A 12,510-nucleotide genomic window follows, 5' to 3' on the forward strand; every position below is an offset into this window, starting at 1 on the left:
ACTATATCAATATCCAGTTACAGAGCCTTTGCCATGCCCGAGTTTTCCTTAAACACAACCTGGCTGATTCCCGCTTCCGTTGAAGCGGTCTGGTCGCGCCTGATCGATACCGAGAACTGGCCGTCCTGGTGGAAATACGTGGCATCCGTTGAAGAAATAGAACCGGGGGATGCAACCGGCCTCAATAATGTCAGACAGTATTGCTGGCGTACCAGCCTGCCATACAGCTTGTTAGTAAATTTACGTGTTACCGAAATACAGCCTCTCCGTCTTATCACTGTAAACGTAAGCGGAGATTTACAAGGTTGTGGCCGCTGCCAATTATATTCGGATTCTGTTACCCGCCAGACCAGAGTCGAGTTTAAATGGCAGGTGCAAACCTGCAAACCCTGGATGAACCGGCTTGCGGCAGTAGCCGCGCCGATTTTTGAATGGAACCATGCACGCGTGATGAAGTCTGGGGAAGAAAGTTTAATTCGGCATTTGGCAACGGTTAAAAATTCATAAATAAAATGGAATAATAGGCCGCATCAGGTTACCCTTTATCAATTTACAACTGATACGCAAAAATATGGCGCAATACATATACTCAATGAATCGGGTAGGCAAAATTGTCCCGCCCAAAAAATACATACTCAAGGATATCTCCTTATCCTTCTTTCCCGGCGCGAAGATCGGCGTGCTGGGTTTAAACGGTTCCGGTAAATCAACGCTGCTGAGAATCATGGCGGGTATCGACAAGGAAATCGAAGGCGAGGCGATTCCGCAAAAAGGCATCAATATCGGCTATCTGCCGCAAGAACCACAACTGGATCCTGATAAAACCGTACGCGGCAATGTTGAAGAAGCCGTTGCCGAAATCAAAGCGATTCTGGATCGTTTTAACGAAGTCAGCAATGCCTTTGCAGATCCCGATGCCGATTTCGATGCCTTACTGGCGGAACAGGCCGATCTGCAGGAAAAAATTGAGACTGCAGGCGCTTGGGAACTGGACAGAAAACTGGAAATCGCCGCCGATGCCCTACGCTTGCCGGACTGGGATGCGGATGTGACAAAATTATCCGGCGGAGAAAGACGGCGTGTCGCTTTATGCCGGCTGCTGCTATCTAATCCTGACATGCTGCTGCTGGATGAACCGACCAACCATCTGGACGCCGAATCGGTCGCCTGGCTGGAACGCTTTCTGCATGACTATCCCGGCACCGTTGTCGCGGTGACGCATGACCGTTATTTTCTAGATAATGTCGCAGGCTGGATTCTGGAACTGGACAGAGGCTCGGGAATCCCATGGGAAGGCAATTACTCCAGCTGGCTGGAACAAAAAGGCCGGCGACTGGAACAGGAAGAAAAGCAGGAATCCTCCCGCCAAAAAGCCATGAAAGCCGAGCTTGAATGGGTACGCTCGAACCCTAAAGGCCGTCATGCCAAAAGCAAGGCCCGTCTGGCACGCTTCGAGGAACTGTCATCGCAAGAGGTGCAGAAACGCAATGAGACCCAGGAAATTTACATTCCGCCCGGTCCGCGCCTGGGTGATGTCGTAATCGAGGCCGACAACATCAGCAAAGGCTTCGGCGATCGATTGCTGTTCAACAACTTGAACTTCAGACTGCCGCCGGGCGGCATCGTCGGCATTATCGGACCTAACGGCGCCGGTAAAACCACGCTGTTTCGCATGATGGCAGGCCTGGAGCAAGCCGACTCCGGCTCTCTGACCATGGGCCAAACCGTGGAACTGGCTTATGTTGACCAATTACGCGACGACATGGACCCGAACAAAACCGTCTTTGAAGAAATTTCCGATGGACTGGACATGATCACGGTCGGCAAATATGAAACTCCTTCGCGCTCTTATGTCGGGCGCTTTAACTTTAAAGGCGCCGATCAGCAAAAACGCATCGGCGATCTGTCCGGCGGCGAACGCAACCGCGTGCATTTGGCCAAGCTGCTGAAAACCGGCGGCAACGTGCTGCTACTCGACGAACCGACCAACGACCTCGATGTTGAAACCCTGCGCGCATTGGAAGAAGCCCTGCTCGCCTTCCCCGGCTGCGCCGTGGTTATCTCGCATGACCGCTGGTTCCTGGACAGAATCGCCACGCACATGCTGGCATTTGAAGGTGACAGTAATGTGGTCTGGTTTGAAGGCAACTATGAAGATTACGAAGCCGACCGCCATCGCCGCCTGGGAAGCGATGCCGACAACCCTCACCGGTTGAAATACAAAAAGCTAGCCTGATCGATCAACCCTTAACAGCGCGGAGCGGGATCACTACCCCGCTCCGTGTTCGATTGATTGCCTAGCCCGAAAATACAACATCATACCGTTTCATCAAACTGGCTATATCCTTTCTGTAAAACTCCCGAACCGGCAAGCACAAATCCTTTGGTTTTAATCCTCTCTCCCGCAGAGATTCGACTTCCGTATAAACATCATGCACCTCATAGATCTCCAGCGCTTTAAAGATAGCCGCGATATCCTTCATGCCGGCGATATCGGGCTGCTGGCCGTTTTTTAACTGAAAAACACCATCATCGAGTAGCAGTATACCGACCTGCTGATCGAATGCCGCCGTCGTCAGGATAATATCCAGCATTTCCTGAACCTGAGCGCCGCTGTGCGCCGGCTTGCGCAATACGAACAAATATTTCTTCATTTTTCTCAACCAAAGACAATAAAGCGATCAGCTTCCAGCGTGGCTTCAACCAGCTGCCCCAATCCTGAAATGCGGAAGCCCTCGGCCAGATCGTTATCCATCTTGCCCTGCCTTTTGGCCTCATCGGCACATAATAATCCGCGCCGTTGCGCGGCAGAGATACAAACGACCAAATCCAGTTGGTACTGCCGCGCCAGCTCGCTCCACTGCGCCGTAAACTGAAGCTCGTCATCGGGTGGCGTGGCATATTTAAAAGCGTGATAAATACCGTCCTGGTAAAAAAACACCCGAAATACTTCGTGTCCTTGCGCCAGCACGGCCTTGATAAATTGGTAAGCCGTATGACCTGTATTTGACTGATAAGGGCTGTTATTGATTTGAATGGCGAATTTCATGATTAAAGAAATGGTTAAACATGGAACAAATAGGTCCTGAGTTCTATCAGAGAGTGCTGTTGATAGCGGTAACCCACGCCTATTATAATCTTATAAAATACCAATCGCTGGCTGACAAGCCGTCATTTCATTGTTACCGGAACCAATCCTGCCTTACTCAGTCTCATCGCCATGAAATTTAAACCATCTGCTTTAACGCTAGCCTTGGGCCTTGCCCTGTTTCCCGCAGCCCAGCAAGCTGTTGAGATTGATAAAATTGAACTGCCTGACATGGGCGATTCTTCCGGCACGCTGATTACCCCGGCACAGGAACAAGAACTCGGCGCGGCCTTTTTCAGAAGTCTGCACAGCCAGATCACTATCAGCCAGGATCCTGAAATACAGCAGTATATTCAGTCCATCGGCCAACGGCTCGCCACCAATAGCGATACCCCGGGCTATCCTTTCCATTTCTTTGTGGTCATGGAAAATCAGATCAACGCATTTGCCGGTCCCGGGGGCTACATCGGCGTGAATTCCGGACTTATTTTAACGACTGAAGCCGAAAGCGAACTGGCCTCGGTCATGGCGCATGAGGTTGCTCACGTCACCCAGCGCCACCTATACCGCGCCTTTGAGGCCGCCAGCCGTTTATCGATTCCTACCGCCGCCGCGACACTGGCCGCCATTTTATTAGGCACGCAATCACCGGCTCTCGGGCAAGCCGCGCTCATGGCCATTCAAGCCGGCAGCGTTCAGTTTCAAATTGATTTTACCCGCGAAAACGAGGCGGAAGCCGATCGGGTCGGCATGCAGACACTGGCCAGTTCGCACTATGATCCTCGCAGCATGCCCACGTTCTTCGAGCGCTTACAACAGTCAAGCCGTTATTATGGCCATGATGTTCCGGAATTTTTAAGAACCCACCCGGTGACCACTTCGCGTATCTCCGATACCCGAGGCCGCGCGGAAACTTATCCGTATAAACAATATCCGGATTCGCTCGGCTATCAGCTCACCAAAGCCAAACTGCGCGTAATAACAGCAACCGATATTGCCGCTGCCGGCAAATATTTTCAATCGCGCCTAACGCAAGGTACCGAAGAGCAACGTACCGTTGCCCGTTATGGCATGGGTTTAGCCCAGCTTCATGCGCAGAAATTCAATGAAGCTGAAGCCATTTTTCAACAACTGATCCATGACCACCCCAATCAGCCCCAATACGCGGCGGCACTGGCCCGCACGCTGCTTGAGGCGAAGCAATACCCCGAAGCACTCGACCTCTATCAAAAGGCGGTTCAGCGATTCCCCAATAACGACGCCATCAAACTTGAGTATATAACGTCCCTGTTGAAAGCCGGCAAAGCCGAGTCGGCCCGGAAAAACCTGCTGGCGTTAACGCCTAAAACCCAGCAAAAACCGATGTATTTGCAACTCCTGGCGCAAATCTATAGCGATTTGGATCAACCGGCCGAGTCACACCGATACCTCGCGGAATATTACTATACGACAGGACAAACGAGGGACGCCATCCTGCATATCAAATTGGCCCAAAAATCAAAAGGACTCAATTTTTATCTGTCCTCTATTCTTAACGAGCGGCTGAATTTTTTTATGAACGAGGAAGAGGAAGCCCGTCGCCAGTGAAATACTCAATGAGACATGCCGATAAAGGTCGAACATAGACATCCTTAACGGCTGCTTAATAAAAAGCACTCTTTGCCAGTGATTTTCTCTATCAGCAATCTCTAAAATAGTATAACCTCCTGTATTCATTAAGTATTTTCGAGGCGATACTATTTATCCGCAAAAATCATTATTTTTGATAGACACTACTATTTTTTTTGATATAGAATCGTCACCAGCTTAACGGAGTGAGCCCGGTTTAATCACCGGCCAAGAGGAGGATTAGCCTTTCAGGCTATTGATAACAATAATAAAATGAGTAATTCTGCTTGAGTAAAGTTGTGCCACGCGCAACAAGATAATAAAAATAATAAAGCTCAAATATGCCCGCTTCATGCGGGCTTTTTATTGCCTGTAACTTATACAAAAATCCTTGCCATAAGTTCCGAGCATCCCTGCTCAATCTGGAACCTTATATGCTCAAACGCACGCCAATCCATCCGGCTCTTGGTGCGCCAGGCGAGACGAAGCGGCCGCTATCGAAAGCATCACCCAATACTTCGTCAGCCTCCCCATAGACACCGAAAGAGGCATAGTCCTTATCGAAAATATTGTCGACCCTGCCGAACAAAGCCAGGTGTTTGTTGACCCTATACTCCGCCTTGGCATTGAACAGCCAGTAGCCGGCCAACTTGGCAGTGGTATTCGCCTCGTCGCCTCTAAAGAACTGATCGCCGCTATACAGACCATCGATACCCAACGACAGGCGCTTCCATAAATCCACTCCGAGCGACGCTTTGAAGATATGCTCGGGCATGCCCGGAATCCGATTGCCGCGCTTCACTTGAGCCGCCTCGTCATTATCCAGCGGGTTTTGAATAGTGAAACCGTCCATAAAGCGTGCATTCAGATAAGTGTAGTTGGTCGCAAAATGCCAGTCATCAATATTACTGAATAATTGCGCATAGTTAAGCATAGTGCCGGCTTCTATGCCGTAACGACGCGTTTGTCCGACATTGCTGAAGAACCCCTCGCTGATACTGTCGCCGCCACGGTTAAAGATGATATCGTCATGGTTGACGGTATGGAAATAACCCAGATTCCATTTCATATCGCCTCTTTCCAGAAACTGATCGAAATTACCACGAAAACCGCCTTCCCAGGTTTTAGCGACAACCTGATCCAGTGGAGGGTCGGCTACAAACGCATTCGGCAGACGGCAAGGATCGTCCTCATCGGCGCAGCTTAATTCCATCGGCGTCGGTGCCCGTGAAGACTCACTGTAACTGCCGTACATGCCGACGTTGTCGAGAATCTGATAAGTAAAGCCGGCTGAAGGATTAAAGCGCTCGAAGCTATGCTTGCCGCTCAATTTGTCTTCGCCGTCGATGAACTGGTTGGCCATAGTGATGCCGACATGATTATAACGTCCGGCCAGGGTAACGGCCAGATCGTCAGTTACCGAGAAGGTATCACTCAGATAAAAGCCATAAGTCTCGGTAGTGGTGTTCAAGCGCACCCGGGCATCCTTAACCAGAATACCGCTGCCCACCGTACCGCGGTCATCGGTCAGACGCGCCAGTTCCGTGTCGGAATTGAAATGCACATCGGCGTAATCATAGCTGGCGCCGACAATCAAATTGTTTTCATGATTAAACCAATCATGCTTGAACATCGACTGCAGAGTACCGCCACGGCTGCGCATATTGGTGGCGCTGGTATTGTTGGTGGCGCCTTCAACGCTGTCATCTTCGGTCACCAGGTTGCCGTTGATGTCGATAACCGGAAATTCGCCTGATTCATCGCACAGAAAACCGCTGTCATCTTCACAGCCATCAAAATCACTGTCATCGCCGTTAAAGGTTTTGATCCGGTTCTGCCGAAAATAGGCGTTGCCGCTCACTTCGATTTCATCGGTCACATCATAGCTACCGGCCAGTTCGGAAAAAAACAGGCGAGTGATGGTTTGATCGGGATGCGTGAACACGGCTTTTCTGCCTTGCTCCAGCAACTGCTCCGGCGCCGCGCCGTTACCCTTCATGTCGTTATCGTTGGCGGACAGCGTCAGATCCAGTTCTCCCCGATCATTCTGCCAGCTTAATGTACCCAGCACCTGCTTGGCGCGCGTGGGAGAGAAATCACGCCAGCCTTGTTCGCCGAAATTGTGCACGTCGAGGAAATAGCCCCAGGTACCGTTGTTGCCGCCGCTGGTTAACTCTTCCGAATGCCGGTCCCATGACCCGCCATAGATTTCCAGTTGATGGCCGGGCGCGGTAAAGCCGGTTTTGGTTTTGACCGCTATGGCGCCGCCCAGCGTGTTCAAACCATATATTGGATTGGAACCCGGCACCAGTGTCATCGTATCGATTGCACCTTTAGGAATCAGGTCCCAGTTAACCGTATCGCCGAAAGGCTCATTAAACCGGACTCCGTTCAAATAAGTCGACAAGCCTTGCGGCAAGCCCAGCAAAGGTGAGGCAACAAAGCCGCGGTAATAAACATCAGGCTGCAGCGGATTGTTCTGCGCTTCATTGATATGCACACTGCCCAGATAGCGGCTGATGTATTCATTCAGTGACAGACTCTGCGCCTTTTCCAATTGCTCGGATGTCACTGTCTGGATATTGGCCGGTATCTTATCGGCATCGACGCCACTGCCCGGCAATGGCGTAACGCCTATTACATCAACGGTTTCAAGCTTGATTTTCGGTTGCTCTTCCGCCATAACAGCAGTCAGTGAGGACAAGCTAAACAGCCCCACCGCTCCGTAAATAATTTTTTTCATTCCACCCCCAAATTAGTTGAGCGCGAAATGATAGTCAAACCAATGGATAAGTTATAGGGGGGGCTTGAAAAAAAGGAAATATTCCTAAGTCAATGCGTTATGTGAAGATTTGCCGTAGTATCTATAGGCATCAATTTATTGCCTTCATAACGCCTCTACATCGTTGCATGAATAGGTCAATAACGGCTAATAAAAATTAACCTCGAGCCGTAGGATTAACCATTGATTTTTAACAACCACACAACCTTAAGGTATTTAGATATAATGCCAAACACAATAACTACAATTATTCCGACCAGTTACCCTAGGCAAAGCTTATGACAATCACTATTAATACTGTCACAAAATTGCAACGCTCTCTTGAACATCAAATAGCTCGTATAAAATCCAGCGAAAATTATCAAAAGCTGCAGGCCATGCCGCCATTAAAGCGCTGGGGTATTATCGCCGGGCTGTTTTTGTTATCCCAGTTAGTTATATTCGGCGCTTTGTATTTAGCTTTCGACAAAATCGTAGTCATCGGCTTTTTCGCCAGCATTCTGGCTGGTCTGGCAACTGGCCTTGGCGCCCTTCCCGCCCTGTTTTTCAAAAATATTTCAACCAATCTGTTCAATACCATGCTTGGCGCGGCGGCCGGCGTGATGCTCGCGGCAACGGCCTTTTCCCTGCTGGTTCCCGGCATGGACTATGGCAACTTGATCTGGCCCGGCAACGGCATCTACGTTGTATCCATCGGCATGCTGGTCGGCGGGCTATTTCTGCATTATGCCGACCGTCAATTGCCTCATGTTCATTTTGATACCATTGCCGATGCGCAACTGACGTCATTAAATAAAATCTGGCTGTTTATTATCGCCATAACAATTCACAATTTTCCTGAAGGCATGTCGGTCGGCGTCAGCTTTGGTTCAGGGGAAATCAAAAACGGCGTGATTCTGGCTGTCGCCATTGCCCTGCAAAATATTCCTGAAGGCCTGGCCGTTGCCTTGCCGCTGGTAGGCCTCGGTTATAACCGTTGGAAAGCCATCGGCATCGCAACAGTCACCGGCCTGGTAGAGCCGGTCGGCGGCCTGCTGGGTATCACCATGGTCACCCTGTTTGAACCGGTATTGCCAATTGCCATGGGATTTGCCGCCGGCGCCATGCTGTTTGTCATCAGCGAGGAAATCATTCCGGAAACGCATTCTAATGGCCGCTCACGCTATGCGACTTTTGCCTTAATGATCGGCTTCATCATCATGATGGTGCTGGATAATTTACTCGGCTAATAACTACTCCATATCCACCATAAACTATAAAGGCGATCCGCCGGTCGCCTTTATGCTATCCACAGAGACAAAAATTGGACAATCTGCAAAACCTTCTTCAAAACTATTTACAGCACTTTTTGTCTTTACTGGCTTCCAGCAATTTCGCTGAAATCTCGGCAACAGCCACTGCCAGCTTTGCCTTGATCGTGGCGGCCGAAATCGGCGACAAAAGCCAACTGGTCTGCATGACCCTGGCATCAAGACATAGAGCCATGCCGGTTCTGTTCGGCGCCATTGGCGCCTTCGCTTTTTTGAACACACTGGCCGTGGTTTTCGGTATAGCCATCGCCAAGTGGTTGCCTGAATATATCGTCGCTGCTTCTGTCGCCTTCCTGTTTGCCGCCTTTGGCATCCATGCACTGCGCGTGGACGAAGATGATGACGATGAAGAAATCAAGGAAAAAAGCGGTCACAGCATTTTTTTCACCACGTTCCTGTTGATCACCTTCGCTGAATTCGGCGACAAAACGCAACTGGCCGTTGTCGCCTTAAGCAGCACCGCTTCTCCGATTGCCGTATGGCTGGGTTCCACCATCGCCCTGGCCTCTACATCGGCCTTGGGCATTCTGGCCGGCCGTACCATTCTGCAAAAAATCCCATTAGTGCTGCTGCACAAAATCAGTGGTGCCATTTTTCTGATACTGGCTGTGCTTGCGGGCTACAGGGCCTATGTCAGTTACACCGGCTGACCACAAAAAAGGCAATAAAAAACCGCCTTCTGGCTTATCCGAAAGGCGGTTTTGCGCGGGAAGATAACAGGTTAAACCGATGCCGCTAACGCCTGCGCGCGTTTGCGATTGAAACCCATCAATACCATTAATCCCGAGCCAAACAGCCAGACAGCCGCTGGCACAGGAACTCCGCTGATAACAACTTTATCATCATAGGTTAAATTAACCCGCCAAAATGCTCCCATATTCTGAAAGTTCGCTGGCTGGTCCCAGTCAGCTAACGCAATTGGCGTTTCTCCATCAAACAGGAAACCAGCTGAAATATTGTCCCCTTGCGCCCAATTGCTGAATGCCGCGACAGTAAAAAAATAATCACCCGCAGGAAGAGAGAAAAACGCCAATCCTGAATCGTATCTGGTTTGATCCCGGGCAATTGCAGGATTGTCATCATTCTCATCAATCAACTCGCCCGTAGCTTGGTTCCATAACGCTGTTATTGGATCAAAGTTAGCCCCATCCTGAAACGAATCAGTCCATAGCTTTACGTTATATGCTTCATTAACGAGCGAGAAATTTATCCTTGCAATATCGTTATGGTTTTCAAAATTGCCATCGAAACTGAATTTGAACGACGCAGCACTCGCCGCATTAGCCCCGAGCAGGGTTAAACATAGCAGAACGGAACGCAAAGTTTTTTTCACAAAACCCCCAATTAAACAACACCTAAAAGTCCGCCGGTTAACTATTTTGTTTTTAGTTTTATTATTGGCAGATCCTGGAAAAATATTAGCAGATAGTGAAAAAAATGGTTATTTTATTAGCGTTAAAAACGGGAAAGAAATATACCCCGCAATCGAGACAATATTTCTGTTCATGCGGTCGTGCTCACACCCTTTACCCACATCCCTGTAGGCAACGCCGAAGAGGGACGGAAAGACCCGTCAGTTGCAGGAGTTATAAAATAAGCGGCAAACCGTAAAAACCATCCTTTTTACAGTCTTGTCAGCAAAAATATCAAACGCATTAAATCCCCTTGCCTGCGGGTATTGGTTTTCTCGAAAACTTTTTTCAACTGACTGCGAGCGGTATTGTCGGTGACATCGTATTTTTGACTGTATTCAGCCAGCGATAAACCGTCAGCCAAGGCCAGGCATAACCTTAATTCAGCGGCCGTCAAACTGAACAAATCCTGAAATGCCCGCCATTGTTCCTCGGAATAACAACCGGGATCGCATAATATCGCCATGATCTTCAGTCCGTCTTCATCAACTGGCGATGGCTGCATCGGAAAACAACTCAATAACAACGGCGAACTGTCGCTGCGTTCCAACAGCAGAATACAACTTCTGGTCCGCCGAAGATTGTCTGACTGGGAGGAATTGACAGTGCCGGGAACTGATTCCGCCAACCCTTTGAGAAATGCCTTGAATTGATTCGCATTATGCGAGTCTAGCAAAGTGAATTTCGGTTCTAGCCGCAGAGGTACCGCATCGTCTTCAAGAAGCTCGTCAACTTTTTTCGAGTGGTACAGCACCCGCGCCTGACTATCTAACAACACGACATGGCGGCCGAAAGTTTCGAACGAAGAGAAGATATTCTGAAAATGTTCGGCCTGGTAATCGGAAGCACGACGAAATTGCCTACGGCGCTCGACTCGCGGCGGATTATTTGCATTTGCCGGATCAGGAGGTACAGATTTGTTGGTCATAGGTATATTACGATTGCGTATTATTGTTTATTTTTTCGCTGCCATAAGGTAGCGAACTGTTCTAATCATGCTCAGGCGATTTGACACATGCATAGGCGAATCAACTCGTCCTTAGCCAAGCCTCGGAAGAAGGCAATATATTTATGAGTCAACTCAAATTGATGGGTTAGAGCTATTGTAATCGTAAAACTCTGAATCGACATCATGGAATTATAAGTTTAGCTGATTATCTTGGTTTCACCTGCCCCCGGCGTTACACTAAGGTTATTGCCGACACGCGGAGACATAATTGTGACCACGTTAAATCAAACGCCGCTTTACAATCTTCATCTTGAACTGGGCGCCAGAATGGTGCCATTTGCCGGCTACCAAATGCCGGTGCATTACCGCAAAGGCACCCTGCATGAACACCGGCACTGCCGCAATTATGCCGGTTTTTTCGACATCTCCCACATGGGCCAATATCTGATTCTGGGGGATTCAGCCGCCAGCGAACTGGAAAAACTGACACCCAGCGACATCACCGGGCTTGCCCCCTATCAGCAACGCTATACCGTTTTGACCAACGACAATGGCGGCATTATTGACGACATTGTCGCAACACGTCTAACTTCCTGGCTCATGGTCATTGTCAATGCAGCCTGTAAAGACAAAGATTTTGAACATTTTAAAGTTCATTTAACTGACCGCTGTCATTTTAAGGAGTTGAACGATCAGGCACTGTTTGCCCTGCAAGGACCTGCCGCAATAGCAGTCATACAGAAATTTTCCACGACGGCGGCCGGCTTATCGTTCATGCACGCCTGTGAAGCCGAAATCCATGATGTCAAATGTACGATCAGCCGCAGCGGCTATACCGGCGAAGACGGTTTTGAAATTTCGGTGGCCAGCGAGCAGGCAGAACGTCTGGCCCGCTTGCTGCTAGCTCAAGAGACGGTGGAAGCCGTCGGCCTCGGCGCACGCGACAGCTTACGACTAGAAGCAGGACTTTGCCTGTACGGGCATGAGCTTGATGAAACGATCACGCCCGTGGAAGCCGGTTTGCGCTGGCTGGTTAAAAAAGGCCACACCACGTTTCCAGGTGCCGGCAGAATTCTGGCGCAACTACGCCAGGGCACGGAAAAGAGCCGTGTCGGCCTACTGGTCGAAAGCAAAATACCGGTGCGCGAAGGCTGCATTATTACCAATGAAACCGGCGATGCCATCGGCCATGTCACCAGCGGCGGTTTTTCCCCCAGCCTCGGCCGGCCGATCGCCATGGCGATGCTGCACAATCCGGCGCCGGATGCCGGCAGCATACTATACGCACGGGTCCGTGATCATCAGGTTCCGGTCACGCTTACAGAATTGCCTTTTATCCCTCATCGCTACAAGAGATAAAA

General features: G+C 49.7%; 11 protein-coding genes. 6 read left to right on the forward strand and 5 right to left on the reverse strand.

Annotated elements, in window-relative coordinates; translation table 11 throughout:
* The first annotated feature begins 33 nt into the window (after positions 1-33).
* A complete protein-coding gene (locus EK22_RS00890) occupies positions 34-507 on the forward strand; it encodes an SRPBCC family protein (protein WP_036247088.1) in 474 nt (157 codons plus the stop codon).
* 64 nt (positions 508-571) lie between these two features.
* The gene (gene ettA, locus EK22_RS00895) at positions 572-2,236 is read left to right on the forward strand and encodes an energy-dependent translational throttle protein EttA (protein ID WP_027146932.1); all 1,665 of its coding nucleotides are present in this window, start codon (positions 572-574) and stop codon (positions 2,234-2,236) included.
* 61 nt (positions 2,237-2,297) lie between these two features.
* Here ettA and tusC read toward each other — a convergent pair whose 3' ends face one another.
* Entirely contained in the window at positions 2,298-2,654 is a 357-nt protein-coding gene (tusC, locus tag EK22_RS00900) for a sulfurtransferase complex subunit TusC (RefSeq protein WP_020157180.1), read from the reverse strand.
* A 5-nt stretch (positions 2,655-2,659) separates the two neighbouring features.
* The gene (gene tusD / locus EK22_RS00905) at positions 2,660-3,049 is read right to left on the reverse strand and encodes a sulfurtransferase complex subunit TusD (RefSeq protein WP_020157181.1); all 390 of its coding nucleotides are present in this window, start codon (positions 3,047-3,049) and stop codon (positions 2,660-2,662) included.
* 171 nt (positions 3,050-3,220) lie between these two features.
* On the opposite strand from tusD, the gene EK22_RS00910 reads away from it, so the two are divergent.
* The gene (locus tag EK22_RS00910) at positions 3,221-4,675 is read left to right on the forward strand and encodes a beta-barrel assembly-enhancing protease (protein ID WP_020157182.1); all 1,455 of its coding nucleotides are present in this window, start codon (positions 3,221-3,223) and stop codon (positions 4,673-4,675) included.
* 451 nt (positions 4,676-5,126) lie between these two features.
* On the opposite strand, the gene EK22_RS00915 is transcribed toward EK22_RS00910, so the two are convergent.
* Positions 5,127-7,439 (reverse strand): TonB-dependent receptor, encoded by a 2,313-nt coding sequence (locus tag EK22_RS00915; RefSeq protein ID WP_036247092.1) that lies wholly within the window; start codon positions 7,437-7,439, stop codon positions 5,127-5,129.
* Between the two features lie 317 nt (positions 7,440-7,756).
* Here EK22_RS00915 and EK22_RS00920 point away from each other — a divergent pair, with 317 nt between their 5' ends.
* Together EK22_RS00920 and EK22_RS00925 are read left to right on the forward strand one after the other, a co-directional pair.
* Complete coding sequence (locus EK22_RS00920; protein ID WP_036247094.1) at positions 7,757-8,707, forward strand: ZIP family metal transporter; 951 nt, start codon at positions 7,757-7,759, stop codon at positions 8,705-8,707.
* A gap of 83 nt (positions 8,708-8,790) precedes the next feature.
* Positions 8,791-9,438, forward strand: a complete 648-nt coding sequence (locus EK22_RS00925) for a TMEM165/GDT1 family protein (RefSeq protein WP_369798170.1) — start codon at positions 8,791-8,793, stop codon at positions 9,436-9,438.
* Positions 9,439-9,509: 71 nt separating this feature from the next.
* Here EK22_RS00925 and EK22_RS00930 read toward each other — a convergent pair whose 3' ends face one another.
* The gene (locus EK22_RS00930; RefSeq protein WP_020157187.1) at positions 9,510-10,121 is read right to left on the reverse strand and encodes a DVUA0089 family protein; all 612 of its coding nucleotides are present in this window, start codon (positions 10,119-10,121) and stop codon (positions 9,510-9,512) included.
* A gap of 290 nt (positions 10,122-10,411) precedes the next feature.
* Positions 10,412-11,128 carry a helix-turn-helix transcriptional regulator gene (locus EK22_RS00935; RefSeq protein ID WP_020157188.1) on the reverse strand — a complete coding sequence of 239 codons (717 nt, stop codon included), beginning with the start codon at positions 11,126-11,128 and terminating at the stop codon, positions 10,412-10,414.
* A 291-nt stretch (positions 11,129-11,419) separates the two neighbouring features.
* On the opposite strand from EK22_RS00935, the gene gcvT reads away from it, so the two are divergent.
* Positions 11,420-12,508 (forward strand): glycine cleavage system aminomethyltransferase GcvT, encoded by a 1,089-nt coding sequence (gene gcvT / locus EK22_RS00940; protein ID WP_036247096.1) that lies wholly within the window; start codon positions 11,420-11,422, stop codon positions 12,506-12,508.
* Positions 12,509-12,510: the final 2 nt, after the last annotated feature.

It is taken from the genome of Methylobacter sp. BBA5.1 (assembly GCF_000746145.1).
In the GTDB taxonomy this organism is placed as follows: Bacteria; Pseudomonadota; Gammaproteobacteria; order Methylococcales; family Methylomonadaceae; genus Methylobacter; species Methylobacter marinus.